Consider the following 26,430-nt stretch of genomic DNA (forward strand, 5'->3'; position numbering starts at 1 on the left):
CCGCAGAATCACGACGGAATCATACCAGCGCTAATGCGTTTTCACACAGCCAGGGTCAGAAGGGGCCCTCAGCGGGCATCGCCGTGCAGGTCAGCTATAGGTTATGAGCGGACCTCCGTCAGACGCGATCTATCTTTGCAGATGGGCCAGCCGCCGGCGAATCGGACACTCTGACGAGGCTGGATTGGAACGTCTCCATGTACGTTGTTGCTGATGGAGTGAAGCAGGACCCCGTTCGCCGCTGGTCGTTGCCGGACCGGGTCTTCTTTGCTTGTGGGGCTTGCCATATCCTCGCCTTTGCCTTCCTGAAGGCGCATCCGCACTCCGGCTTCGCTCCGCTCTGGATCAAGCCGTCGAAGGGCTTCACCGGCAACCACATCGTGGTGGTGCGCCAAGATGCGGCCTTCGACTATCATGGCTATTCAAGCTGGAGCCATTTACTTGGTCACATGGAAGCGAAAGCGAACCGCTGGTGGCCAGGATGGTCTGCTCAGTTGATTCCTCTTCCAATGGAAGTCCTGATCTCCGAGTCAAAGTCGCGCGCGTATGATGGTCTGTGGCTTCGAGAACCCAAGCAGTTTCTGCATGACGCGATGCCGAGGGCCGAGCAATATCTTTGCCGATTTCCTCCGCCGGATTGAGCGCCTGTGAAGGCGCGGGCTGGCGCGATCATGCAGGAACCGGCGCTGCCGCCGGACGCCTCACCAGTGCAAACGCCGCGGCCGTCGCCAGGCAGAGAACTCCGGCAAAAAGAAACGCCGGCACGTAGGTCCCCGGCGCATCTCTGCTGACGCCCGCGGCAAATGCCATCAGGCCAACACCGAGCTGATGGGCGGCAAAAATCTAGCCGAAAATCACCGGTCCCATCTCGCGCCCAAACGTGGCGACCGTCAGCTTGACCATCGGCGGAACCGTCGCGATGAAGTCAAGCCCGTAGAGCATCGCGAATGCGGTGAGCGCGCCCAGCGTTGCGTTGGACTCCACCAGCCAGATCAGCGCAACGCCGCGAAAACCGTAATAGATCGCGAGCAGCCATCGGTTGTCGAAGCGGTCGGATAGCCAGGGCGGCAAGGAGCGCGGCAAGGCTATGCTGGAGCAAGGCTAGGCCGGAGCGGGGTGCCTCTCAAGCGACTTGTTGTGAGAGACCTGCCAGCTTGGCATGCGCGCGCTGCCATCTTGGCATGCATGCGCGGCCGTGGCATCCTGAGACAAAAGGGATGTGCGGGGGGCTAGCTTGTACCGACATGTTCTAATTCTATGCTCGAGCGCAGTGGCGGTGCTGAGTGCGACGACGACTGTTCGCGCGACCGATATCCAGCGATGCCAGCAGCTTGGCCATCAGCTTCGTCTTGAAAGGGCTGACGTAAGCGCCACCGAGGTGTCGCTCGCGCTGTTTTCAGCGGCAGACGAGAATTGTACCGACTTAGCCAACGAATTGCTCGACGGCGGGGCATCGGTCGACGCCCGCGACAGGTTCGGCGCGCGGCCCCTTAGCCACGCGGCACGGAACGGCCATCTTGGGATGGTGGAGCTCCTGCTTGCTCGTGGCGCACCGATCAATGCGCGTAATCTGGCAGGAGCGACGGCGCTATACTATGCGGCCGAAAGGGGGCATGTCGCAGTCGTGCAAAGGCTCATCGAACGAGGTGCTGACGTCAAGCTGTCGGGCCGCAGCGGCCTCTCGCCTGTTGCAGCCAGTGCTTATGCAGGCAACGATACCATCGTTGACATGTTGATTGCGCACGGAGCCGATGAGCGCGCGCCCGACGAGACGGGAAAGCCGCCAATTGTCTACGCGGCGGCTCGCGCCAAGCTCGACGTTGTCAAGCGGCTGCTTGCCCGCGACGTCGACGTCAACGCCCGCTACGCGCACGATCTCACTCTCCTGATGTGGGCTGCAGGCCCGGACGAAAAGGTCGCAGAGCCGGACGCCATCAAGGTTGTCACGTACCTGCTCGATGCCGGCGCTCATGTCGATGATCGGGATGCGCGCGGGCGGACCGCTCTCATGATTGCCGCGGAGGGAGGTCATGCCGGGATCGCCAACCTGCTGATCGCACGCGGCGCTGACGCTTCGTTGAAGGACAGGGGCGGCAAAGCCGCGGCCGATCTCACCACTGTGTCGTCCCTACGTGAGCGGCTTACGGCGCAGTGACGTACAGCGCGAGTTCAGGCCCAGTTCGAGTTCGATGAACCCGCCTGCTGACCCGATCAGCGTCTGATCAAGTTGATCGTGCGCTAGAGCCCCGCCAGGAATTGAGCCAGCGCGGAAAGATCGTCCGGAGAAGTCGCGAGCATCAGGTCGGTCATACCGGGATTGTTGCCGCGCGCCCGGGAGCGGAAATCGGCCATGGTCTTGGCAAGGTATTCCGCGCTCTGCCCGGCCAGCCTCGGCACGGTGCTCGCGCCTTGAAATTGCTCGAGATGACAACTGGTGCAACCTACCGATTGCTCGGCGGTGAGCGCCCGCTGTGCAACGTCCTTTGGCGGCCGTGGCTGGCCGAGGTTCGGCCACGGCTTCTGGGCAAAGTACTCCGCAATCGCCAGCATGTCGTTCTTTTCGAAGGTTGAGACCATCGGCTGCATCGTCTCGTTCTTGCGGTCGCCTCGTTTGAAGTCTCGCAATTGGATGTAGATATAGCCGGCTTGCTGTCCCCAGATGATCGGGATTGTCTTGTCCGCCGGTTTGCCGTCCTGGCCATGACAGCCTGCACAGATCTCGACTTTCTCTGCCAGGCTTTGCGCCAGGCCCGGGCTTGCGCTCAGAAGCGTCCCGAAAATAATCGCGCTCAGGATCCTCAAGATCAAATTGTCTCCCATCGATTTCATTCCGGTAAGGCTCAACAGAAGCGGGGCCGCAACTGGCCCCGCTTTGGTGATGCCGACGCTATTCTCGGTTCGTCAGTCGAGCGTAAAGGCGATGATGTTGTTTCCTCGCCTGAAGTTGACCTGCGTGTTGCCGCCCGCGCCGACCACGATGTATTGCTTGCCGCCAACCGAATAGCTGGACGGTGGCGCGTTCACACCCGCGCCGGCGTGGAAATTCCACAATTCCTTGCCGGTGGAGGAGTTGTAGGCGGCAAACTTGCCATTGCCTTCGCCCGTAAATACCAGGCCACCTGCGGTGGCCAGAATGCCCCCGATCATCGGCTCCGGCGTCTTGACCTGCCACTTGATCTTGCCGGTATCGTAGTTGACGGCAGTGATGTTGCCCGATTGCTTCTCACCGGGAATGGCTGTGAAAGCGCCACCGAGCCACAGTTTGCCGTTTGGATAGTCCGAGCTCTCGACCCGGTAGGTCATCGGCTGATGCAGGTTGATGGCGTAGGCGAGTTTCTGTCCAGGGTCGGTGGCGATAGGTGACCATTCAACTCCGCCATTCGCACCGGGAAGCATCCGCGCGCCTTCTTTCGTCGGCAGTGTCCACATGTTCTCCTGGGGTACCATCGCATCGGAGAACCGGATCAGGCTGCAATCCTTCCGGTTGTGGACATAGATGTGTCCCGTCTTGCCGGCATGGATCACGCCGGGAATCGTCGAGCCATTTTTGTCCTTCACGTCCACCAGCACGGGTGGGCTGACCGCATCGAGATCCCAGACGTCGTGGGCAATGTACTGGAAGTGGCAAGCAATTTTCCCGGTATCGAGATCAAGCGATACCAGTGAGTCCGTGTAGAGATTGTCGCCGGGACGAGACGCACCGTCGAGATCGGGCGAGGGGTTACCAACCACGAAGTAAATGCGGTTCGCAGCGAGATCGACGGCGGGGTTCTGCCAAACGCCGCCACCCAATTTCTTAAAGGGATCGCCGACCTTGGCCAGTTGATCCTTTTCTGCCTGGATGTTGCGATGCATGTCGCGTCCGGTCGCGTCCTTCGTCGCCCACACGCCGACGGATTGCTCCGGGATGGTATCGAAGTTCCAGACCTGTTTGCCGGTGTTCGCATCGTAGGCCCTGACGAAGCCGCGGATTCCGTACTCGCCGCCATTCGTTCCGATCAGAACCTTGCCCTTGACGACGGTGGGCGCCATCGTTTCGCTATAGCCAAGTTCGGGGTCGGCAATGTCGGTGGTCCAAACGACTTCGCCGGACTTTGCGTTCAGCGCGACCAATTTGGCATCCAGTGTGGCGAGGTAAACCTTATCGCCGAGAACCTGAACGCCTCGATTGTTCGGTCCGCAGCAATACGTCGTGATAGGACCCATCTTGTGATTGTAGTGCCAGAGCTGTTCGCCGGTCTTCGCGTCGACTGCATAGACATGGCTGAATGAGGTCGTCACATACATCACCCCATCGACCACGATAGGCGACGTCTCAAGGGACTCCTTGACCTGCGTCTGGAAGATCCAGGCAACGTGCAGGTTCTTTACGTTATCGCGGTTGATCTGCTTTGCGGGATAAAAACGGGTCTGAGAATAGTTGCCGTTGGTCAGGAGGAAGTTCGTCGAGTTCTTGTCTGCCGCGTTGAGTTGATCCTGAGTGACCGGAGAAATTTTTGCCTCGCGGGCCGGTGACCACTGGTCCGGATTGGCGACTTCCTGTGTGTGACTTGGTGTGGTGAGCGCGAAGCTGAGGACGAGCAAGGTCGCGCTTGAAATAGAAAATCTATTCATGGCATCCGCCCCATATTTTTTAATTATTAGAACCCGGCATCATGCGCGCCGGTGTTTTCACTCTGATCTTGCCGGTTGTGTTTGACAAGGGCAAAGCGAGCGAGTGTCGAGCGCTGTTGTTTGCGGCCGCAAGCGGGTGCGTTGCAGCATCGGCAGGACTGGCGCTCGCTCTTTCGGATCGTAATACCTTACGCCTGTTTTGCCCGACGGATCAAGAAAAATTCGAAATATCGGAAATCGCTTTGCGGGCGAGGGGGGATGGCTACTGTGCATGGGGTTGTTTTCAGCTTTCGGTTTCGAGCCTGCGCGTGAGCGGCTTCATCCCATGCAAAAAGGGCCACCCCGAAGGATGGCCCTTTGGTCTTGATCGATGGCGGTCGGCTTACTCGGCGGCCTGCTTCTGCGGCGGGTCGAGCGCGCCTGATTTGTGGATGTCGGCGACCTGGTGATCGCTGAAGCCGAGCACCGAGCGCAGGATTTCGTCGGTGTGCTCGCCCAGCAGCGGGGAGCGGGTGACTTCGGCCGGGCTATCCGACAGCTTGATCGGGTTGCCGACCGAGACGTACTTGCCGCGGGTCGGGTGATCGACCTCGACCACGGTGCCGGTGGCGCGCAGCGACTGGTCTTCCGCGATCTCCTTCATCGACAGGATCGGGCCGCAGGGGATGTCGTCCTTGTTGAGGATTTCCATCGCCTCGAACTTGGTCTTCGTCATCGTCCACTGTTCGATGCGGCCGAAGATCTCGTTGAGGCGCGGCAGGCGGACGGCCGGCTTGGCGTAGTTCGGATCGGTCTTCCAGGTCGGCTCGCCGATCACGTCGCAGATCTTCTCCCAGACCGGGGCCTGGGTGATGAAGTAGATGTAGGCGTTGGGATCGGTCTCCCAGCCCTTGCACTTCAGGATGCGACCGGGCTGGCCGCCGCCGGAATCGTTGCCGGCGCGCGGCACGGCATCGCCGAACGGAATGCCTTCGCCGAACTGGCTGTATTCCTTGAGCGGGCCGTGGTCGAGGCGCTGCTGGTCGCGCAGCTTGACGCGGCAGAGGTTGAGCACGCCGTCCTGCATCGCGGCCGTGACGCGCTGGCCCTTGCCCGAATGCGTGCGCTGATAGAGCGCGGTGACGATGCCGAGCGCGAGGTGCAGGCCGGTGCCGCTGTCGCCGATCTGCGCGCCGGTGACGAGCGGAAGGCCGTCGCGGAAGCCGGTGGTGGAGGCGGCACCTCCCGTGCACTGCGCGACGTTCTCATAGACCTTGCAGTCTTCGTAGGGACCAGGACCAAAGCCCTTGATCGACGCGACGATCATCTTCGGGTTGATCGCCTGGATCTTCTCCCAGGGGAAGCCCATGCGGTCGAGCACGCCGGGGCCGAAATTCTCGACCAGCACGTCGCATTTCTTGATCAGCTCGGTGAGGACTTCCTTGCCCTTGGGGTTCTTGGTGTCGAGCGTGATCGAACGCTTGTTGTGGTTGAGCATGGTGAAATACAGGCTGTCCACGTTCGGGATGTCCTGCAGCTGGCCGCGGGTGATGTCACCCACGCCCGGGCGTTCCACCTTGATCACGTCGGCGCCGAACCATGCGAGCAGTTGCGTGCAGGTCGGCCCTGACTGAACGTGGGTGAAGTCGAGAATGCGAACGCCCTCGAGCGCTTTGGTCATTGTATCTGCTCCGTACTCTGTGTCTGCCCCTGCACCCGGCAGGGAATAAGGGTTGAGGGGTGGACTTACTTCTTCTTCTGCAGAACGCTCTGCGGATTGAGGTTGCCGATGCGGCCGCTCTCCGAGCCCGCGGCCGGATCGATCACCGCGTTGATGAGCGTCGGCTTGCGCGAGGCCATCGCCTCGTTGACGGCGCGCTTGAGCTCGTCGGGCGAGGTCGCGTTCACGCCGACGCCGCCGAAGGCTTCCATCATCTTGTCGTAGCGCGCGCCCTTGACGAACACGGTCGTCGCGGGATCGGCGTTGGCGCCGTTGACGTCGGTGCCGCGATAGATGCCGTCATTGTTGAAGATGACGACGCAGATCGGGAGGTTGTAGCGGCAGATGGTCTCGACCTCCATGCCGGAGAAGCCGAACGCGGAGTCGCCTTCAACTGCGAGCACTGGGTGGCCGGTCTCGAGCGCGGCCGCGATAGCCTGGCCCATGCCGATGCCCATCACGCCCCAGGTGCCGACGTCGAGGCGCTTGCGCGGGCGGTACATGTCGATGACGCCGCGGGCGAGGTCGAGCGTGTTGGCGCCTTCGTTGACGAGGATCGCCTCCGGGTGCTCCTTGATAACGTTCTTCAAGACGCCGAGCGCGCCGTGATAGTCCATCGGCGACTTGTTGTTCATGAGCTTCGGCGCCATCTTGGCGACGTTCTCTTCGCGCTTGGTCGAAACGGCCTTGGTCCAGTCGGCCGGCGCGGTCCAGCCTGCACCGATGGCCTGGTTGAAGGCGGAGACGACCGAGCCGATGTCGCCGACCACGGGGGCGACGATCTCGACGTTGGAGTCCATTTCCTTCGGCTCGATGTCGACCTGGATGAACTTCTTCGCCTGATCGCCCCAGCTCTTGCCCTTGCCGTGCGAGAGCAGCCAATTCAGCCGCGCGCCGATCAGCATGACGACGTCGGAGTCCTTCAGCACGGTCGAGCGGGCGGCACCTGCGCATTGCGGGTGCGTGTCGGGGAGCAGGCCCTTGGCCATGCTCATCGGAAGGAACGGCACGCCGCTCTTCTCGACGAAGGTCTTGATCTCCTCATCGGCCTGCGCGTAGGCCGCGCCCTTGCCGAGAATGATGAGCGGACGCTTGGCGCTCTTGAGCACGTCGAGCGCGCGCTTGACCGAAGCGGGCGAGGGGATCTGCGCGGGAGCCGCATCGATCACCTTGACCAGCGACTTCTGGCCGGCATCGGCGTTCATGACCTGGCCGAACAGTTTTGCCGGCAGGTCGAGATAGACGCCGCCCGGACGGCCCGAGACCGCGGCGCGGATGGCGCGGGCAAAGCCGATGCCGATGTCCTGGGCATGCAGCACGCGATAGGCCGCCTTGCACAGCGGCTTTGCGATCGCGAGCTGGTCCATCTCTTCGTAGTCGCCCTGCTGCAGGTCGACGATCTCGCGCTCGGAGGAGCCCGAGATCAGGATCATCGGATAGCAGTTGGTGGTGGCGTGGGCGAGCGCGGTGAGACCGTTGAGGAAGCCGGGCGCGGACACCGTGAGGCAGACGCCGGGCTTCTTGGTCAGATAGCCGGCGATGCCTGCGGCGTAACCGGCGTTCTGCTCGTGGCGGAAGGAGATCACGCGAATGCCGGCGGCCTGTGCCATGCGGCCCAAATCCGTGATCGGGATGCCCGGCACATTATAGATGGTGTTGATGCCGTTCAGCTTGAGCGCGTCGATGACGAGATGGAAGCCATCCGTCAGTTCCTGCTCGGTGCCCGGTGCTTCGGACTTGGTCGCGGTGTTCAGCATGGGCCTTGTCTCCCTGGTCTCAAGATACGGGGCGAATTTTTCGCCCTTCTGGTGAACGTTGCTAAGTGAACAGTTCCTGGCCGTGCGCTTCGACGTAAGCGGCGAGGCCGAGGGTGTGGTCGCGGGCGCGCTTCTCGGCGAGCTCGGTGTCGCGCGCCTCGAGTGCCTCGATCATGCCGAGATGCTCGGGCAGCGAGGTCGCGGTGCGGTCCTTGCGGCCGATCGTCAGCTGCCGGTAGCCGCGCACGTGCAGCAAGAGGTCGTTGGTGAGGTCGACCAGAACAGGGGATTCCGACAGCGAGATCAGCGCCTGGTGGAAGGCGATGTTGGCCTTCGAATATTCCTCGACGTGATCCTCGGGCAGGCGGTCCTTGCCGAAATCCTTGAAGAAGTCACGCAGCGCCGTGATGTCCTTCTTGCGTGCGGTGGTGGTGATGAGGCGCGCTGCCATGCTCTCCAGCGCGGCCCAGGCGCGGATCATGTCGACGATCTCGCTCTTGGTCCGGCGCACCACCATGATGCCGCGGCGCGGTACGGTCTTCACGAAACCGTCCTGCTCGAGCATGGCGATCGCTTCGCGGATCGGCGTGCGGCTGACGCCCAGACGTTCGGACAACGCGCGCTCGTCCAGCATCACCGGTTCGGGCGTCGAGTAGATGTCCATCTTGAGGATGGCTTCCTTCAAGGCGTCATACGCCTTGTTCTTGAAGCTGCTCTCCGGGGCAATACGAACGATTGCGATGTCTGCCTCGGCCATGTTCGGCAACGCCTTGGTTGGTTTCCGCAGTGACACGACGATTCTCCTCTGATGGGAGTCGTCTTTTACAGGAATATTTGCCGGAAAGTTTTTGGCATACCACATGCCAGAATGTCAAGCTGGCTATTTTTTGCGGCGTTATCGGGCTTGCTCTGACTTGACAAGTTGGCTTCTGGCATACCAAATGCCATCGCTAGCCATTTTTGATCCAAGCTGGCGGAGTAATCAAGGCCTTTCGCCGCTCCGTTCCGCTAGGTGGAACAGAGCGCGGCGATGGCAAGTATCACGGGCAGCCGCATCACGCGCGCTTTGCAAAGCAAGAACTGAAGGTCAAGGGAGAAGCTCATGTCCAATTCCAAAGACGTCGTCCGCAAGGTCCTTGACCAGGTCAAGGCCGACAACCGCACCAGCCTGACCGCGCCTGAGGGCAAGGTGGTCTGCGACGCCTACGGCATTCCGGTGCCGAAAGAGGGCGTGGCGAAGTCGGCCGGCGAAGCTGGCAAGATGGCGTCTTCGATGGGTTTCCCTGTCGTGATGAAGATCGTCTCGCCCGACATTCTCCACAAGACCGAAGCCGGCGGCGTCATCGTCGGCGTCAAGACGGCTGAGGATGCCGAGAAGGCCTACGAGACCATTCTCGGCAATGCCAAGAAGTACAAGGCCGATGCCAAGATCGAGGGCATCCAGGTGCAGCAGATGCTGGCCGGCGGCACCGAAGTCATCGTCGGCTCGATCACCGACGGCTCGTTCGGCAAGCTGGTCGCCTTCGGTCTCGGCGGCGTGCTGGTCGAAGTCTTGAAGGACATCACCTTCCGCCTCGCGCCCGCCACCAAGGAAGATGCGCTGTCGATGCTCGACGGCATCCAGGCACACGAGATTTTGAAGGGCGTTCGCGGCGGAGAGCCGGTGAACCGGACGGCGCTCGCCGACGTCATCGTCAAGGTGTCGCAGCTCGTCACCGACTTCCCCGAGATCATTGAGCTCGATCTCAACCCCGTCTTCGCCACCGCAAAGGACGCGATTGCGGCCGACGTGCGCATCGTCGTCGACTTCGCCTACAAGCCCAAGCCGAAGCCGCGCCCGACTGAAGAGATCGTTGCGGCCATGAGCCGCATCATGCAGCCGAAGGCGGTCGCCGTGGTCGGCGCCTCCGCAGAGGACGGCAAGATCGGCAACTCCGTGATGAAGAACCTCATCAATGGCGGCTACAAGGGCGAGATCTATCCGATCCACCCCAAGGCCTCGGAGATCCTCGGCTACAAGGCCTATAAGAGCGTCAAGGACGTGCCTGGTGTGATCGACACGGCGGTGTTCGCGATCCCCGCGAAGTTCGTGGCCGCCGCGCTCACCGAATGCGGTGAGAAGAAGATCCCGGGTGCGGTGCTGATCCCGTCGGGCTTCGCTGAAGCCGGCGCGCCGGAGCTCCAGGCCGAGATCGTCGAGGTCGGCAAGAAGTACGACATCCGCCTGATGGGGCCGAACATCTACGGCTTCTATTATACGCCGGCCAATCTCTGCGCGACCTTCTGCACCGCTTACGACGTGAAGGGCCACGCGGCGCTGTCGTCCCAGTCAGGCGGCATCGGCATGGCCATCATCGGCTTCTCGCGCTCGGCGAAGATGGGCGTCTCCGCGATCGTCGGTCTCGGCAACAAGTCTGATATCGACGAGGACGATCTGCTCGCTTTCTTCGAGCAGGATCCGAACACCAATTTGATCGCGCAGCATTGCGAAGACCTCAAGGACGGCCGCGCCTTCGCGGAAGCCGCCAAGCGCGTCTCCAAGAAGAAGCCGGTCGTCGTGCTGAAGGCCGGCCGCACCTCGGCCGGCGCGAAGGCGGCTTCGTCGCACACCGGCGCGCTTGCCGGTAACGACAAGATCTATGAGGACGTGCTGGCGCAGTCCGGCGTGATCCGCGCCCGCTCGCTGCGGCAGCTGCTCGAATTCGCCCGTGGCGTGCCGGTGCTGCCGACGCCGAAGGGCGAGAACGTGTTGATCATCACCGGCGCCGGCGGCTCGGGCGTGCTGCTGTCGGACTCCTGCGTCGACAACGGCCTGTCGCTGATGTCGATGCCGCCGGATCTCGATGCGGCCTTCCGCAAGTTCATCCCGCCGTTCGGCGCGGCCGGAAATCCCGTGGATATCACCGGCGGCGAGCCGCCGATCACCTATGTCAACACGGTGAAGCTCGGCCTGTCGGACGAGCGCATCCATTCTCTGATCCTCGGTTACTGGCACACCATCGTCACGCCGCCGATGGTGTTCGCCCGCAACATGGTCGAGGTGAAGAAGGAGATGGAGGCCAAGGGTTTCGTGAAGCCGATCGTGGCCTCACTCGCCGGCGACGTCGAGGTCGAGGAAGCCGCCGAATATCTCTACCAGAACGGCATCCCAGCCTATGCTTACTCGACCGAACTCCCGGTCGAGGTGCTTGGTGCCAAGTACAAGTGGGCGCGCGGCGCGGGCCTGCTCTGAGTACGAAGAAGTCTCCTGTCATCCCGGGGCGGCGCGTAGCGTCGAGCCCGGGATGTCGAGCTTCCGGGTTCGCGCTCGCGCGCGCCCCGGAATGACGCCAGCCAGAAGCGGCAGGTCGCGATGGGCAAGAACGTGATCCGGCGCAAATCGCTCGAAACACGATCGACAGCGGACGTCGATCGTGACGGCGGCGTGCAGTCTGTCGACCGCGCGCTGTCGATCCTGGAAACACTGGCTGAGGACGACGAAGGCTATCGCCTCAGTGATCTCGCAGTCCGCACGGGGCTATCAGCCTCAACCGTGCACCGCCTGCTGGCGACGCTGGAAAGCCGCCGCTTCGTGCAATTCGACCGCGCCGAATCCAAATGGCATGTCGGCGTGCGCAGCTTTACGGTGGGCGCGAGCTTTGCGCGGCGGCGCAATTTCACCGCACAGGCGATTCCGTACCTACGCAAGCTGCGTGATCTCACCCGCGAGACCGCGAACCTTGCCGTCGTCGATGACGAATTCATCATCGTGCTGACCCGCATGGAGAGCCGCGAGATCATGCGCTCGCTGACCAAGGTCGGCGGCCGCGTTCCCATGGTGACGTCAGGAGTCGGCAAGGCGGTGCTCGCGACCTATTCGGATGAGGACGTCGGTGCCGTCATCCGCCACCACGGCATGCCCCGCTTGACGGAGAGGTCAATCGTGCGGCCGAGCGACCTCTTCAGGGAACTCGCGACGATCCGCAAGCAAGGTTATGCGATCGACGATGAGGAAGCCGAGATGGGCCTGCGGTGCGTCGCCGCCGTCGTTTACAATGCGCTCGCGGAGCCGCTGGCGGCGATTTCCGTCTCGGGTCTGACCAGCCGGGTCACCGACGCGCGGCTCCCTGAGATCGGCCGTATAGTGCGCGAGGTCGCGGCGGAACTGACGGCGGCGCTTGGGGGCGTAACGCCTGCCGCGCCCCCAGGCTGAGCCAGGTTTACCCTCCATCGCGGCCCTCCAAAAAGGAAATCAGGTCTGGCGGCAACAGCCCCGACATCGGTATATCCATCCACCATTGTCGCGTCCTTTTGGGGGAAGTCATGCCGTCCGAGCTCCGTTCGCCCCGTCTTGCCGTACTGATCGATGCCGACAATGCCTCCGCAAAGATCGCGGATGGACTGTTCGAGGAGATTGCCAAGATCGGGGAAGCCAGCGTTCGCCGCATTTATGGGGACTTCTCCAATGCGCGATCCAGGGGCTGGGCCGACATCCTGTCGAAACACGCCATCATCCCGCAGCAACAATTCGCCTATACGACTGGAAAGAATGCCTCCGACATAACTCTGGTCATCGACGCGATGGATCTGCTTCACAGTGGCCGGTTCGACGGCTTTTGCCTGGTGTCTTCCGACAGCGACTTCACCCGGCTTGCCGCTCGCATCCGGGAGCAGGGCGTCGATGTCTTCGGGTTCGGCGAGCACAAGACGCCGGAAAGCTTCCGACAGGCCTGCCGAAGGTTCGTCTACACGGAGAACCTGCTCGCCGCCCCGGCGAACACGCCGGACGCCGCGTTACGATCGACATCGCTTCAGCCGCATGATGCCGCGACCCCCATCATCAAGAAGGTCATCACCCAGATGGAGAGCGAAGACGGCTGGGTGACGCTCGGGGAAGTCGGTCGGCAGCTCGCCAATTTGGCGTCCGATTTCGATCCGCGGACCTTTGGCTTCCGCAAGCTCAGTGATCTCGTGCGAAAGACGAATTCATTCGAGATCGACGAGTCAAAGGGACGATCGATGCGGATTCGGGTCAAGCCCACTGCCGCACCAACCCCGAGAACGCGGAACTCGCGCAGACCTGCAAGATCGGGGGCGGCAGGTGGTTCGGCGCCTAAGGCGTAAGCAGGACGTGCCGTTATATTTGAGCTTGCCCGGTTTGACGCGGGGGGTAACCATCGCTCGGCCATAACGCCACGCGAGGGTCCTGATGACCAAACTTACCCGTTTTGCCGTCGCGCCGCTGCATGCGATGACGCGGTGCCTCGCCGATGTCGCCTCCGCGCGTGTCGCGCCCGACCTCGTCATATCAGGCACGCGGGTGCTCTCGACCTATTCGGAGCGGATCCATCCGGGACGGGAGGTCTGGATCACCGGCGGCCGCATTGCCGCGGTGAAGCCGGCCGGTACCGCGAAGAAGATGTGGAACGACGTCGTGGTTTATGACGCGGCTGGCGGCATCATCGCGCCGGGGCTGGTCGATCCGCACATCCACATCGAATCCTCGATGGTGACGGCCTGCGCCTATGCCGAGGCCGCACTTCTCAACGGTACCACCACGATCTTCTGCGACAGCCACGAAATCGGCAATGTCATGGACGTCGCCGGCGTCGAGGCGATGCTGGCGGACGCGCGCGAGGCGCCCCTCTCGATCTTTTTGACGGTGCCCTCGACGGTGCCGGCGACGTCAGCCGCACTGGAAACCGCTGGCGGCGATCTCACGGCTGACAAGATCGCCGGCTTGTTCGATCGCTGGCCCGAAGCGGTGGGGCTCGGCGAGAAGATGGACTTTGTGCCGGTGACGATGGGTGACGAGCGCAGCCACGCGATTCTTGCGGCCGCCTTGAAGCGCGGACGGCCGGTGTCCGGCCATGTTTACGGCCGCGAATTCGTCGCGGCCTATGCGGCGAGCGGCGTCACCGATACCCACGAGGCGATCGACCGCGATATTGCCGACGATTTGCTCGACGCTGGCGTCTGGATCTTCCTGCGCGGCGGCCCGCCGACGACGCCCTGGCACTCGCTGCCGCAGGCGATCCGGACCATCACCGAGCTTGGCGCCTCCCACAAGCGCACGGCCGTGTGCACCGACGACCGCGACGCCGACGACCTGCTGCTGTTTGGCCTCGATTGGGTGGTGCGCGAAGCCGTGAAGGCGGGAATGTCGCCGGAGCAGGCCTGGTCGATGGGCTCGCTGCATGGTGCAACGCGGTTCGGCATGGACGGCGATATCGGCGGGCTCGGCGGTGGCCGCCGCGCCGATCTCGTGCTGATGGACGACAATCTCAAGCCGCAATCGACCTGGTATGGCGGCCAGCTGGTGGTCGAGAACCGCAAGATCACGCCGCTTCTCGATCAGGCGCTGTCGCAGCGCTACCAATATCCGAAGGCTGCGTATGCGACGGTGAAGCTACCGGAAAAGCTGAAGCTGACGCCGGAGCTGCCGTCGAAAGCCTGCACTGTCAACGCGATCAAGACTGCGCTGCCCGGCATCACGTTGATCCACGAGAAGGTCGCGATCGAGCCGGCCAAGGATTGGCCGGCGCTGTTCACACGCTATGGCCTGTGCTTCGTCACCGTGGTCGAGCGCCACGGCAAATCGGCCGGCAACGTCGCCTATGGCTTGCTGAAAGACTTTGGCCTCAAGCGCGGCGCGGTCGCCTCCAGCGTTGGGCATGACAGTCACAATATTATCGTCGCCGGCACCAACGAGCCCGATATGCAGGTGGCGATTGCGGCGATCAAGGCGCAGCAGGGCGGCGTCTGTGTCGTCGCCGACGGCAAGGTGAGGGCGTTCGTCCCGCTGCCGATCGCCGGACTCTTGTCCGACAAGCGCGTCACCGAGGTGGCCGAAGAGGTCAAGGTACTGAAGAAGGAATGGGCGGAGGCTGGCTGCACCATCCCCTACATGGGCTTCAATCTGATTCCGCTATCGGTCATTCCGGAAATCCGCATCACCGACAAGGGCCTCGTGCTGGTGCCGCAGATGGAGCTGGCGCCGCTGTTCGAGTGAGCGGCTTTCACGCATTGATCGATCTAACCGATTGAGACCGCCGCGATTTTTCCGCGGCTGCCACATCGTGGAAAATAAAATCGATATCGTTGAGATCGCATCTTTCGCGCCCGATGATCTCGCTCGCTGACGCAATTTAAGCGAGGTCTGATATGGCGAAGATGCGAGCCATCGATGCTGCCGTCCGAATTCTGGAGAAGGAAGGCATTTCCACCGCCTTCGGTGTTCCCGGGGCCGCGATCAATCCGCTTTACTCGGCGCTGAAGAAGCGCGGGTCGATCCGCCACATTCTCGCACGCCACGTCGAGGGCGCTTCGCATATGGCCGAAGGCTATACGCGGGCGAAGGCCGGCAATATCGGCGTCTGCATCGGCACGTCGGGGCCGGCGGGCACCGATATGATCACCGGGCTCTATTCGGCGATCGCCGATTCCATTCCGATCCTCTGCATCACCGGTCAGGCGCCGCGGGCGCGGCTCTACAAGGAAGATTTCCAGGCCGTCGACATCGAGTCGATCGCAAAGCCCGTGACCAAATGGGCTGTGACGGTGCGCGAGCCCGCGCTGGTGCCGCGCGTGTTCAGTCAGGCCTTTCACGTGATGCGTTCGGGGCGGCCGGGGCCGGTGCTGATCGACATGCCGCTCGACGTGCAGCTCGCCGAGATCGAGTTCGACGACGAGACCTATGAGCCGCTGCCGGTCTACAAGCCGACCGCCACGCGAAAACAGGTCGAGAAGGCGCTGGAGATGCTCAACGCGGCCGAGCGCCCGCTGATCGTGGCAGGCGGGGGCATCATCAATGCCGATGCCTCGAACTTGCTGGTCGAGTTCGCCGAGATTGCCAACGTGCCCGTCGTGCCGACGCTGATGGGGTGGGGCGCGATCCCCGACGATCACGTGCTGATGGCCGGCATGGTCGGCCTTCAGACCAGCCATCGCTACGGCAACGCCACGATGCTGGAATCCGACTTCGTGCTCGGCATCGGCAATCGCTGGGCCAACCGCCACACCGGCTCGGTCGAGACCTACACCAAGGGCCGCACCTTCGTGCATATCGACATCGAGCCGACGCAGATCGGGCGGGTGTTCAACCCCGATCTCGGCATCGTCTCGGACGCCAAGGCGGCGCTCGAGCTCTTCGTCTCCGTCGCCAGGGAGTGGCGGCGTTCCGGCAGGCTCCGCGAGCGCCAGGCGTGGCCCGCGTCCTGCCGCGATCGCAAGAAGACCATGCTGCGGAAGAGTCATTTCGACAACGTCCCGATCAAGCCGCAGCGCGTCTATGAGGAGATGAACAAGGCATTCGGCCGTGACACGACCTATGTCACCGTGATCGGCCTGTCCCAGATCGCAGGTGCGCAGTTTCTCGGCGTCTACAAGCCGCGCAACTGGATCAATGCAGGGCAGGCGGGCCCACTCGGCTGGACCTTGCCGGCGGCGCTCGGCGTGCGCGCGGCCTGCCCGGATCGCGACATCGTCGCGCTCTCCGGCGACTATGACTTTCAGTTCCTGATCGAGGAGCTCGCGGTCGGGGCGCAGTTCAATCTGCCCTACATCCACGTCGTCGTGAACAATTCCTATCTCGGCCTGATTCGCCAGGCCCAGCGCGGCTTCGAGATGGACTATCACGTCCAGCTCTCCTTCGAGAACGTCAACGCACCTGAGCTCAACGGCTACGGGGTCGATCACGTCGCGGTCGCCGAAGGCCTCGGCTGCAAGGCGATCCGCGTCACCCGCCCTGAGGATACGCAAGCCGCGTTCGCCACCGCGCGCGAGCTGATGAAGAAACACCGCGTGCCCGTGGTGGTCGAGTTCATTCTCGAACGCGTCACCAACATCGCGATGGGCACCGAGATCGACAATATCGTCGAGTTCGAGGACGTGCTGGACCTGCCACTCGACGAGGTCGGGTCTGCGCGGCCCGGTGTGTTGCAGCCGGCAGAATAGGGGACCGCATCATGCCGAAATTTGCAGCCAATCTCACCATGCTCTTCAATGAGATGCCGTTCATCGACCGCTTCGCCGCGGCGAAGGCCGCGGGCTTTTCCGGGGTCGAGTATCTCTTTCCCTACGACTTCGACAAGGCGCAGCTCCGCGAGCAGCTCGAGGCCCACGGGCTGAGCCAGGTGCTGCACAATCTGCCCGCCGGCAACTGGGCTGCCGGCGAGCGCGGCATCGCGATCATGCCCGATCGCACTGCCGAGTTCCGCGATGGCGTGTTCCGCGCCATCGACTACGCCAAGGCGCTCGATTGCGAGCAGCTCAACTGCCTCGTCGGCATCGCGCCTGTCGATGCGGATCCGCGCGAGCTTCAGGAGACACTGGTCGGAAACCTGCGCTTCGCGGCCTCGACGCTGGCGCGGGAGAACATCAAGCTGCTGGTCGAGCCGATCAACACGCTCGACATTCCCGGCTTCTTCCTCAACGGCACCGAGCAGGCCATCCAGCTGATCTCCGAGGTGCGGTCGAACAATCTGTTCGTGCAGTACGACGTCTATCACATGCAGATCATGGAGGGGGATCTCGCCCGCACCATGCAGGAATATCTGCCGCAGATCTCCCACATCCAGCTCGCCGACAATCCCGGCCGGCATGAGCCGGGCACCGGCGAGATCAACTATCCCTTCCTGTTCCGCCATCTCGACGCGATCGGCTATCGCGGCTGGATCGGCTGCGAATACAAGCCGCGCACCACGACGCTGGAAGGCCTGTCCTGGCACGCCGCGCAGACGTTCGAGACCTGAGGAAACGCAGACATGATCGACATCGGCTTCATCGGACTTGGCACCATGGGACGGCCGATGGCCGGCCATCTTCTGGCCGCGGGCCATCGCGTTCTCCTGCACGACGTCTCGCCCGTCGCCCCCGAGCTGATCGCGGCGGGCGGCATCGCGTGCAAATCGGCCAAGGAAGTGGCGGAGGAAGCGGATGCCGTCATCATCATGGTGCCGGATACGCCGCATGTAGAGGCCGTGCTGTTCGGCAAGGACGGCGTCGCTGGTGGTATCTCCAAAGGCAAGATCGTGGTCGACATGAGCTCGATCTCGCCGCTGGCGACCAAGGAGTTTGCCAAGACGATCGAGGCACTCGGTGCAGATTATCTCGATGCGCCCGTTTCGGGCGGCGAGGTCGGCGCGAAGGCGGCGAGCCTGACCATCATGGTCGGCGGCCCGGAGCGGGCGTTTGGCACCATGAAGCCAATCTTCGACAGGATGGGCAAGAACGTCACGCATGTTGGCGCCAATGGCGACGGCCAGACCACCAAGGTCGCCAACCAGATCATCGTCGCGCTGACGATCGAGGCGGTGAGCGAGGCGCTGCTGTTCGCGTCCAAGGCCGGTGCCAATCCTGCACTTGTGCGCAAGGCGCTGATGGGCGGCTTTGCCTCATCCCGCATCCTCGAAGTGCATGGCGAGCGGATGGTGAAGCGCAATTTCGATCCGGGCTTCCGCATCGAGCTGCATCAGAAGGATCTCAATCTCGCGCTCGAAGGTGCGCGCGCCCTCGGCCTGTCGTTGCCGAGCACGGCGGTGGCGCAGCAATTGTTCTCGTCCTGCGCCGCGCATGGCGGCAAGGGGTGGGATCACTCGGCGATGGTGCGCGCGCTGGAACTGATGGCAGGTCACGAGATCGCAGCCAGCTGAACTGTTACGCCGTAACAATCGCCAGTGTTGACGTGCGTTTCATCACGCGGGAACCGGAACAATGCTCCGGCCCCGCGGTTGATGGCGCACAACAATCACTGGAGATATCTGGCTATGAAAACCCGTCTTGCGATTTCGTTGGCTGCCGCGTCGCTGCTGGCGTCGAGTGCAGCCTTTGCTCAGTCGACGACCGCCGAGGGCGCCGCGAACGGCGCGCGCGCGGGTGGCGAGGTCGGCGGCCCGATTGGCGCCATGGTCGGCGGCACCGTCGGTGCGGCCGTCGGCGCCGGTCTGGAGATTCCGAACGCTATTCTGGGCGGCATCCCGCGGGATGATTCGGTGGTGGTGCAAGAGCGCGTCGTGGTCGGCGAGCCGCTGCCCCCGACCGTGGTGCTGCGCCCCGTACCGAATTACACCCAGTATCGCTATGCGGTCGTAAATGATCGCCGTGTCATCGTCGAGCCGCGCACGCGCCGGGTCGTCAAGATCATCGATTGATCGACGCATCAAGCGATTGGAAACACATGGCCTCGCGGAGTACTCCTCCGCGGGGCCTTTCGCGTCAATAATGAGGGCTCAGAGCGGCTCGCGCACGCCGAGGCCGTGCATAAATCGCTCGCGGATCTGCACGGGATCCCGGCGCGTGGTGCCGACGCCGGGCTTGTCGTCGATCCGCAGCGCGATCAGGCTCGGCTCGGAGGCCGACATGGCTGCATCGACCAGCCGTTCGAAATCCTCCTCGTCCGCGGCCCAGGCGCTGTTGGTGAGCCCGGAGCCTGTGGCGATGGCGACGATGTCGGCGACACCAGCGGCCGGCGTCGGTTGTGCACCTGTGATCTGGTAGATGCCGTTGTCCATCACGATCATGATCAGGTTCTTCGGCTTCAGCGCCGCGATGGTCGAGAGCGCGCCGAGCTGCATCAGCAGCGAGCCGTCGCCTTCGAGTGCGAAGACGCGCCGGTCGGGCTGCGCCAGCGCCACGCCGAGCGCGATCGGGAAGGCGAGGCCCATGCTGCCCAGCATGTAAAAATTCTGCGGGCGGTGGCCGGCGGCCCAGAGGTCGAAATTGGTGTTGCCGATGCCGCCGATCACCGCTTCCTCGTGCTTGAGCTTCGCGATCAGGCGCGACGTCACGTCGAAGCGGTTCATCACCTTGGTGTTGCGTGGGGTCATTTTTGAATTCATCCGGCCGGGCTCACTTGTCGAAAACCTTGCCGCCCGTGAGCAGCGGGTTGAGGATCAGCGCCACCGGCGCCTGCGTCGTGACGGCCTGCTTGATCGAGCGGTCGGTGATGAATTCGAGCTCGTCGAGCCGGGTGATGGTGTGGTGCTCCAGCGCCAGCGAATCCAGCACCGGGCGCATGGTGCGGCAGACCAGCGACTGGCCGTAGTTGAACTCCCCGAGCGTGCCGCGCTCGGAGACGAACATGATCAGCGGGATCTGGTAGGGCACCGCGAGCGAGGCGAGCGTGTTGGCCAGCGTTGCAAAGCCGGAGGTCTGCATCAGCACCGCGCCGCGCCGCCCGCCCATCCAGGCGCCCGAGACGATACCGACGGCCTCTTCCTCGCGGGCGGTGGCAAAGGTCGTAAAGAAAGGATCGGCATGCAAGTTCTTGATCAGCGGCGTCAACACCCGGTCGGGCACGTAGGGGATCAGGTCGATCGCATTCCGCTTCAGGGTTTGCAGGACGATGCCATGCCAGCTCTTGTCGCCGGATGCCTGCGTCGAACTATGCTGCTCCGCGTCAGCCATTGCGTTCTCCCTTGCGCCGCGCGTGCTTCTTCTTTGACCGTCGTGGCTATCAGCCGAACTTGACGGAGCGGACGGGATTGTCAACATGTCCAAGCCGGCACCGTGATCTGCGCCAGACGGGCTGCCGTGGGCGGCGCCGCCATGCCATAAGCGGGATAATGAGGAATAGGGGGAACGTAAGGAGAGGGACGCGCTTTGCGCCGACCTTGCGAACCTCCGTGAGAGAACCGGAAGGGTCCTGATGTCGGTCAACAGCAAGCGCGTCTTCTACGTCAAATACCTTGCCAACCCCATTTACAGCGACATCCTGAAGGCTCGCTCCGACGTCCGGCTCGACCGCATCGAGAACGAGAGCCCCGAGGATTTTTACGCCCCGATCCTGAGCGCGGCGCATGTCTACCAGATCGGCGCCGCCCGCGACGAACTGGCCCCGCATTTCCATGTCGACGCTGCCCTTCTGAAGCGCACCCCAAACCTGCTCCTGGTCTCCAGCAACGGCGCGGGCTTCGACCCTGTCGACGTCGAGGCCTGCACGGATGCGGGCGTGCTTGTCGTCAACCAGTCCGGCGGCAACGCTCATTCGGTGGCCGAGCATGCGCTCGCGATGATGCTGACGCTGTCCAAGCGCATCATCCAATCCGATCGCCGGCTGCGCCGTGAGGCCAATGTCAATCGCAACGAGCTCGTCGGCAACGAGGTCGAGCACAAGACCGTCGGCATCATCGGTCTTGGCAATGTCGGCCGCCGCATCGCCGCACTGTGCACCGGCCTGCTCGGCATGAAGGTGCTGGCTTACGATCCCTATCTCTCGAAAGAGGTGATGGCCGAGCGGGGCGGCGAGAAGGTCGAGCTCGACGAGCTCTTGCGCCGCGCCGATTTCGTCTCGATCTCGTGTCCGCTCAACAAGGGCAGCCGCAACATGATCAGCGTGCGCGAATTCGGCCTGATGCAGCCGCACGCCTATTTCATCACGACCGCGCGCGGCTTCATCCATGATGAGGACGCGCTGCTTGGGGCGCTCCGCGACAAGCGTATCGCCGGCGCCGGTCTCGACGTCTGGTCCAAGGAGCCGCCGCCGCCGGAGCATCCGCTGCTGCAGTTCGATAACGTATTGGCGAGCCCGCACACCGCGGGTGTCACGATTGAGGCGCGCCAGAACATGGGCCGTATCGCTGCCGAGCAGGTGCTGGAGACGCTCGACGGCAAGCGTCCGCCGCGCATCATCAATCCCGAGGTCTGGCCGGCCTATGCCGAGCGCTTCCGGCGGGCTTTTGGCGTGACGCCGGGATAGAGGCGCAAAGCGCCCTCTGGACACTGGTTACGCGGATGAAAACAGAAAGCGACGGATTTTACCGATTGCCTCAGTGAACGCGTATGACTTGTCCTGTAGATCAAAGTCCATGAGCATCTTCTCGATTGCGACGTCAGGACTTTCTGCGGCGAGCCTGCGCGCCAACGTGGCCGCGAGCAACATTGCCAATGTTCGCACCACTGGTCCGCTGCCCGCGTCGGACGGATCGAGCAAATCGGGTAGCGGCGGCAGTTCGAGCACGGGTTCGACTTATCCTGCGGCCTATTCGCCGCTACGGGTCGATCAGGTTGCTCAAGCGAGCGGCTCGACGCCTGAGGGTACGGTCGCGACCGTCTCGGCGGTGTCGCCGAGCTATACCGCACAATCCGATCCCAGCGCGCCCTTCGCAAACCAGGACGGCCTGATCGCCGCGCCGAACGTCGATCTCGCCGACCAATTCGTTCAGATGGCGACCGCAAAATACACCTTCATGGCCAATGCCAAGGTCATCAAGGCCTATTCCGAGACGGAAAAGTCCCTGCTTGATATCACGACCTAATTGCTGACGGACGGTATCGACGGACGCATCGGTAGCCGGAACTGATGCCTTGCCTTGATTCACCTCAAAATCTTCCTCCCCCATTCGGCCTAAATGGGACTAGAGTGCCGCCGGGGTAACAGGAGGTCCCATGTCAACTTATGTCGTCAGGTTCATGAAGGACGTGCTCGGGGAGTGCGGCCGGCAGAGCGAAATTTGTCAGAGTACGCTCGAGATCGACGCTATCGACGAGAACGAGGCCACGGAGCGAGCGAAGGCAAAATTCTGCAAGGACCAGGCGTTGCATCACTGGTCGCTGCATGCCGATCGCATCCAGGTCAGACCGTCTGATTTTCCGTCGTAAGGGCTAGCGGCCCGGCGCTGTGACAGGCGGGGGTGCCGTCGTCCCCGCACCAAGCGAACGTTGCACCATGACGGTGTCGGACCAGCGGCCGTGGCGATAGGCGACGCCGCAGAGCAGCCCAGTGCGCGCGAAACCGAACCTTTCGTGCAGTGCCAGCGAAGGTCCATTGTCGGCATCGATATAGCCGATCAGCTGACGAAAACCTGCCGCGGCACATGAGTCGATCATTGCCCCGAGCAAAAGCCGTCCGACGCCGCGGCCAAGATGCTCGTGGTGGACGTAGATCGAGTGCTTGGCCGTGTAGCGATAGGCCGGGCGCTTGCGAAACAGCACTGCATAGGCATAGCCGACGACTTCGCCGCGCCAGGTTGCGACCAGATGCGGCAGGCGGGTCTGCTTCAAATTCTTGCGTCGATCACGCAAATCATCCGGCTCCGGCGCGCCGGTTCCCTCGACGTCGCGGGGCACGCCATTGCGGACGTGATGGCGGTAGATCGCCAGCATCGCCTCGACATCGCTCTCGCGTGAGGGGCGGATCAGAACCGGCGCGTCATCGGTGCGTGCAATCGCTGTTTCGTTCATCGGCTCGGCTCGGCAACGACGTAGGTGTAGAGCCCGATGCGGCCCTTGGCATCGATCTCCTTGTAGACGCCCTGGATCTCGACATCGAAGCCCGGGAACGTATTGAAGCAGGTCTCGAACATCTTGAGATAATCCACCATGGGCTTGGCCCGTTCCGTCAGCCGCTCGCCGGGTACGATGGTGGCGATTCCGGGCGGGTAGACCACGAAGGGCGTGGTGGCGATGCGGCCGGCGATCGCCTCGATCGGCAGATAGTCGACATCGTTCTTGAACAGGAAGCGTGCGGCATCGCGCGGCGACATCGCGATCTCGGGCATGTGCTCGGGCATGAACTGCCGCGCCTGAAGCGCACTGACATCGGCACTGCGGAAGAAGCGGTGCATTTCGCCGCAGAGGTCGCGAAGCCGCACGCCGGCATAGCGCGCCTGGCGCCGCTGGTAGAATTCCGGGATGGCGTCGGCGAGCAGCGCATTGTCGTCGTGCAGCTTCTTGAAGGCGACGAGACCTGATATCAGCGTGCCGGCCTTGCTCGCCTCGACACCCGGGGTAAGCAGAAAGAGCAGGGAGTTGAGGTCGTTCTTCTCGGGGACGATACGGTTTTCACGTAAATACTGCGCGACAACCGGAGCGGGAATGCCGTGCTCGGAATAGGCCCCGGTGGCCCGGTCGAAGCCGGGGGTTAGCAGCGTCAGCTTGTTCGGATCGGTCATGGCGAAGCCCTCGGACATGCCGGGGAAGCCGTGCCAGGTACTGTCCGGGCCGAGCTGCCAGAGTGCGGGGTTGGTCGCGAGCTCGTCGGTCGACAGCGACTCCCAGGCGACGTTATGCGCCGAACCGGGGCGGCTGACATCGGGGATGGCGACGCGATCCGGCACGAAGGGCTCGAAGAACCAGCGCCGGTCCTCCTTCTGCTCCTTCTCCTCGAACTCCCGGCGCATCGCGCGGATCTTTTTGCGCAACTCGATGCCGAGGCGGATCGTGTCGTCCCACAGCACTTCGCCGGAGCGGCCTTTCATCATCTGCGCGCCGACGTCGAGCGAGGCAAATAGCGGATAGAACGGCGAGGTCGAGGCGTGCTGCATGAAGCTTTCGTTGAAGCGGCGGTGCTCGACGCGCCGCTTCTGGCCACGAATGTGACGGTCCTTGATATGGATCTGCGAGGCCTGCGAGAAGCTCGCGAGTTGCTTGTGGGTCGATTGCGTGGCGATGATGCCCGGCGCCTCAGGCGGAAGGTTGGAAAGCCCCATGGCGAAGCGGCCGGCATAGAGCGGGTGGAATTTCATGAAGCCGGCCCAGGCCTCGTCGAACAGGATGTATTCGCAGAGATGGCCGATGCGCTTCAGGATCATCTCGGCATTGTGGATCGTGCCGTCGTAGGTGCACTGCTCGACCACGGCGACGCGGAACGGTCGTTCCTTGCGCCAGGCGTCCTTGTCCGTGACCAGCGGATGATTGCGGATCGCTTCGCGCAGGGTCTTCTCGTCGAGCATGTCCCAGCGCATCGGGCCGATCAGGCCCCAGGCGTTGCGGATGGTCGGGACGTAGACCGGGATGCCGCCGCCGATCATCAGCGCGCCGTGATGGGCGGCCTTGTGGTTGTTGCGGTCGAACAGCACGAGATCGCCGTCGGTGACGAGCGCGCCGAGCGCGACCTTGTTCGAGGTCGAGGTGCCGTTGAGCACGAAATAGGTCTTTTCCGCGCCGAAGATCTGCGCGGCTTCCTTCTGTGCCTTCAGCGCCGGGCCCTCATGGGTGAGAAGGTCGCCGAGATCGAGCACGGAGTTGTCGAGGTCGTCGCGGAATACGGATTCGCCGAGATGCTCGACGAAGACCCGGCCGATCGGGCTGCGGTTGTAGAACACGCCGCCATTGTGGCCAGGGCAGGTCCAGAGCTGGTTGCCTTCCTCGGCGTAATCGACCAGCGCGCCGAAGAACGGCGTCTTCAGCGTTTCGGCATATTGCTTGAGGCGGCTGATCAGGTTCTTGGCGATGAAGGTCGGGGTCTCCTCGGAGAGGAAGACGTAGCCGTCGATGAAGTCCAGCACCTCGACCGGCAGATCCTCGAAGCGCTTGCGCCGGATCAGGAGGATGATTGGGAAGTCGAGACCGCGGCGGCGCATCAGGTTGATCAGTGCCGAGGTCTTGCCCTCGAGGCCCTTCTTGCCCCAGTCCACCACCATGCAGCCGATCGCTGCGTCGGTCTGCACCGCGATCTCGGCATCCTCCAGCTTGCGGGCCCGGACCACCTCGAAGCCGGACCGCTGGATCTCCTCGATGATCTGGTTGAAGCGAAGGCCCTCGAGGTCGTCGGCGTCGAACACAGGTGCGGCGAACAGGAAGTTGAAGCGCTTGAAATAATCCATGGCGTGTCCCGAATGTGCAGAGACGGACAGGTCTCTGCACATTCGATGACAGTTCTATGACAGCGGTCGCAATTGAGCGCAGGACGTGCTCTACCGCTTCGTCTCGCCGAACACCACGGTTGGCACCGCGCGGTTGACGACCTCTCGCAGCGCGAAGCTCGACTGCACCCGCGCGACGCGCGGCAGGCGCGACAGCTCGGTGCGGTGGATGCGTTCGAAATCCTGGATGTCGCGGGCGAGCACGATCAGGATGTAGTCGTCGGTGCCCGACATCAGGAAGCAGCGCACGACGGATGGACACTTGACCACCTCCGCCTCGAAGGCCTTCAGGGCCTCGTCGCTCTGGCTCTCCAGCGCGATGCGCACCAGCACCGTCGTGGTGAGGCCGAACTGGGTGAGGTCGAGCGCGGCCTGATAGGCCTGGATGTAGCCGTCATCCTCCAGCGCCTTCTGCCGCCGCGCCAGCGCAGTGCTTGACAGGCCGACCTTGTTGGCGAGCTCGGTGTGGCTGGCGCGCGCGTTGGTGGTGAGTTCCGCGAGAATGGCGAGGTCTTTGCGGTCGAGGGCCAAGGTTTCGTTTCCGGCGTGAAAGGGCACTTCCGCGACCGAAACCGGCGCGGGACGGCCAAAGCTAGCGGATATTTGCACGAAACCAAACCGGCCACGTCGCTACGATCTCACCAGGAGTCAAAAGGAGACCAGCAGGATGCGTGTCGGTGTGCCCAAGGAGATCAAGGTCCAGGAATATCGCGTCGGGCTCACCCCGGGCGCCGTCCGCGAATATGTCGCAGCCGGGCACCAGCTGACGGTCGAGACCGGCGCCGGCAGCGGCATCGGC

At 63.0% G+C, this 26,430-nt stretch carries 24 protein-coding genes and 1 pseudogene; 14 read left to right on the forward strand and 11 right to left on the reverse strand.

Going from position 1 to position 26,430, the window contains the following annotated elements:
• Positions 1-197: 197 nt before the first annotated feature.
• Positions 198-641, forward strand: a complete 444-nt coding sequence (locus tag Q0687_RS23065) for a hypothetical protein (RefSeq protein ID WP_298881801.1) — start codon at positions 198-200, stop codon at positions 639-641.
• Between the two features lie 202 nt (positions 642-843).
• On the opposite strand, the gene Q0687_RS23070 is transcribed toward Q0687_RS23065, so the two are convergent.
• Complete coding sequence (locus Q0687_RS23070; RefSeq protein WP_298881804.1) at positions 844-1,083, reverse strand: hypothetical protein; 240 nt, start codon at positions 1,081-1,083, stop codon at positions 844-846.
• 187 nt (positions 1,084-1,270) lie between these two features.
• Between Q0687_RS23070 and Q0687_RS23075 the strand changes: the two genes are divergently transcribed.
• On the forward strand, positions 1,271-2,155 hold the full coding sequence (locus tag Q0687_RS23075) for an ankyrin repeat domain-containing protein (RefSeq protein ID WP_298881807.1): 885 nt from the start codon (positions 1,271-1,273) through the stop codon (positions 2,153-2,155).
• Between the two features lie 83 nt (positions 2,156-2,238).
• On the opposite strand, the gene Q0687_RS23080 is transcribed toward Q0687_RS23075, so the two are convergent.
• The 5 genes from Q0687_RS23080 to Q0687_RS23100 all read right to left on the reverse strand — a co-directional run bounded on the left by Q0687_RS23080 (position 2,239) and on the right by Q0687_RS23100 (position 8,827).
• Positions 2,239-2,820, reverse strand: a complete 582-nt coding sequence (locus Q0687_RS23080) for a cytochrome c4 (RefSeq protein ID WP_298881810.1) — start codon at positions 2,818-2,820, stop codon at positions 2,239-2,241.
• An 81-nt stretch (positions 2,821-2,901) separates the two neighbouring features.
• Positions 2,902-4,614, reverse strand: a complete 1,713-nt coding sequence (locus tag Q0687_RS23085; RefSeq protein WP_298881812.1) for a PQQ-binding-like beta-propeller repeat protein — start codon at positions 4,612-4,614, stop codon at positions 2,902-2,904.
• A 382-nt stretch (positions 4,615-4,996) separates the two neighbouring features.
• Positions 4,997-6,274, reverse strand: coding sequence for a formyl-CoA transferase (frc, locus tag Q0687_RS23090; RefSeq protein WP_298881814.1), 1,278 nt, complete (start codon positions 6,272-6,274; stop codon positions 4,997-4,999).
• 65 nt (positions 6,275-6,339) lie between these two features.
• The gene (gene oxc, locus Q0687_RS23095) at positions 6,340-8,070 is read right to left on the reverse strand and encodes an oxalyl-CoA decarboxylase (protein WP_298881816.1); all 1,731 of its coding nucleotides are present in this window, start codon (positions 8,068-8,070) and stop codon (positions 6,340-6,342) included.
• Between the two features lie 61 nt (positions 8,071-8,131).
• On the reverse strand, positions 8,132-8,827 hold the full coding sequence (locus Q0687_RS23100) for a GntR family transcriptional regulator (RefSeq protein ID WP_164936202.1): 696 nt from the start codon (positions 8,825-8,827) through the stop codon (positions 8,132-8,134).
• A gap of 345 nt (positions 8,828-9,172) precedes the next feature.
• Here Q0687_RS23100 and Q0687_RS23105 point away from each other — a divergent pair, with 345 nt between their 5' ends.
• From Q0687_RS23105 to Q0687_RS23140, 8 genes are all read left to right on the forward strand, one after another.
• Positions 9,173-11,302: an acetate--CoA ligase family protein gene (locus Q0687_RS23105; protein ID WP_298881818.1), complete on the forward strand. Its 2,130-nt coding sequence runs from the start codon at positions 9,173-9,175 to the stop codon at positions 11,300-11,302.
• 120 nt (positions 11,303-11,422) lie between these two features.
• On the forward strand, positions 11,423-12,262 hold the full coding sequence (locus tag Q0687_RS23110) for an IclR family transcriptional regulator (RefSeq protein ID WP_298881820.1): 840 nt from the start codon (positions 11,423-11,425) through the stop codon (positions 12,260-12,262).
• A 110-nt stretch (positions 12,263-12,372) separates the two neighbouring features.
• Positions 12,373-13,173, forward strand: a complete 801-nt coding sequence (locus tag Q0687_RS23115; protein ID WP_298881822.1) for an NYN domain-containing protein — start codon at positions 12,373-12,375, stop codon at positions 13,171-13,173.
• 85 nt (positions 13,174-13,258) lie between these two features.
• Complete coding sequence (locus Q0687_RS23120; protein ID WP_298881825.1) at positions 13,259-15,061, forward strand: adenine deaminase C-terminal domain-containing protein; 1,803 nt, start codon at positions 13,259-13,261, stop codon at positions 15,059-15,061.
• 152 nt (positions 15,062-15,213) lie between these two features.
• Positions 15,214-17,004 (forward strand): glyoxylate carboligase, encoded by a 1,791-nt coding sequence (gene gcl, locus Q0687_RS23125; RefSeq protein WP_298881827.1) that lies wholly within the window; start codon positions 15,214-15,216, stop codon positions 17,002-17,004.
• Positions 17,005-17,015: 11 nt separating this feature from the next.
• On the forward strand, positions 17,016-17,801 hold the full coding sequence (hyi, locus tag Q0687_RS23130; RefSeq protein WP_298881830.1) for a hydroxypyruvate isomerase: 786 nt from the start codon (positions 17,016-17,018) through the stop codon (positions 17,799-17,801).
• Between the two features lie 12 nt (positions 17,802-17,813).
• Positions 17,814-18,701: a 2-hydroxy-3-oxopropionate reductase gene (locus Q0687_RS23135; RefSeq protein WP_298881833.1), complete on the forward strand. Its 888-nt coding sequence runs from the start codon at positions 17,814-17,816 to the stop codon at positions 18,699-18,701.
• A 114-nt stretch (positions 18,702-18,815) separates the two neighbouring features.
• On the forward strand, positions 18,816-19,199 hold the full coding sequence (locus Q0687_RS23140) for a DUF1236 domain-containing protein (protein ID WP_298881836.1): 384 nt from the start codon (positions 18,816-18,818) through the stop codon (positions 19,197-19,199).
• 78 nt (positions 19,200-19,277) lie between these two features.
• Here the strand turns inward: Q0687_RS23140 and Q0687_RS23145 are convergent, their stop codons facing one another.
• Entirely contained in the window at positions 19,278-19,886 is a 609-nt protein-coding gene (locus tag Q0687_RS23145; RefSeq protein ID WP_298881838.1) for a thiamine pyrophosphate-dependent enzyme, read from the reverse strand.
• A gap of 10 nt (positions 19,887-19,896) precedes the next feature.
• A complete protein-coding gene (locus Q0687_RS23150; protein WP_298881840.1) occupies positions 19,897-20,454 on the reverse strand; it encodes a thiamine pyrophosphate-binding protein in 558 nt (185 codons plus the stop codon).
• Between the two features lie 241 nt (positions 20,455-20,695).
• Between Q0687_RS23150 and Q0687_RS23155 the strand changes: the two genes are divergently transcribed.
• The 3 genes from Q0687_RS23155 to Q0687_RS23165 all read left to right on the forward strand — a co-directional run bounded on the left by Q0687_RS23155 (position 20,696) and on the right by Q0687_RS23165 (position 22,647).
• Positions 20,696-21,745: a hydroxyacid dehydrogenase gene (locus Q0687_RS23155; protein WP_298881843.1), complete on the forward strand. Its 1,050-nt coding sequence runs from the start codon at positions 20,696-20,698 to the stop codon at positions 21,743-21,745.
• A gap of 109 nt (positions 21,746-21,854) precedes the next feature.
• Entirely contained in the window at positions 21,855-22,304 is a 450-nt protein-coding gene (locus Q0687_RS23160) for a flagellar basal body rod C-terminal domain-containing protein (protein WP_298881846.1), read from the forward strand.
• A gap of 130 nt (positions 22,305-22,434) precedes the next feature.
• Positions 22,435-22,647 carry a hypothetical protein gene (locus Q0687_RS23165; protein WP_298881849.1) on the forward strand — a complete coding sequence of 71 codons (213 nt, stop codon included), beginning with the start codon at positions 22,435-22,437 and terminating at the stop codon, positions 22,645-22,647.
• A gap of 3 nt (positions 22,648-22,650) precedes the next feature.
• On the opposite strand, the gene Q0687_RS23170 is transcribed toward Q0687_RS23165, so the two are convergent.
• The 3 genes from Q0687_RS23170 to Q0687_RS23180 all read right to left on the reverse strand — a co-directional run bounded on the left by Q0687_RS23170 (position 22,651) and on the right by Q0687_RS23180 (position 26,162).
• A complete protein-coding gene (locus tag Q0687_RS23170; protein ID WP_298881851.1) occupies positions 22,651-23,229 on the reverse strand; it encodes a GNAT family N-acetyltransferase in 579 nt (192 codons plus the stop codon).
• Positions 23,226-25,592, reverse strand: a complete 2,367-nt coding sequence (locus Q0687_RS23175) for an Orn/Lys/Arg decarboxylase N-terminal domain-containing protein (protein ID WP_298881854.1) — start codon at positions 25,590-25,592, stop codon at positions 23,226-23,228. The genes Q0687_RS23170 and Q0687_RS23175 overlap by 4 nt, the downstream gene beginning before the upstream one ends.
• A 90-nt stretch (positions 25,593-25,682) precedes the next feature.
• The gene (locus Q0687_RS23180; protein ID WP_237859201.1) at positions 25,683-26,162 is read right to left on the reverse strand and encodes an Lrp/AsnC family transcriptional regulator; all 480 of its coding nucleotides are present in this window, start codon (positions 26,160-26,162) and stop codon (positions 25,683-25,685) included.
• Between the two features lie 136 nt (positions 26,163-26,298).
• On the opposite strand from Q0687_RS23180, the pseudogene Q0687_RS23185 reads away from it, so the two are divergent.
• Positions 26,299-26,430 (forward strand): annotated as a pseudogene (locus Q0687_RS23185) (alanine dehydrogenase); the annotation flags it as partial.

It is taken from the genome of uncultured Bradyrhizobium sp., assembly GCF_936928535.1.
Classification (GTDB): Bacteria; Pseudomonadota; Alphaproteobacteria; order Rhizobiales; family Xanthobacteraceae; genus Bradyrhizobium.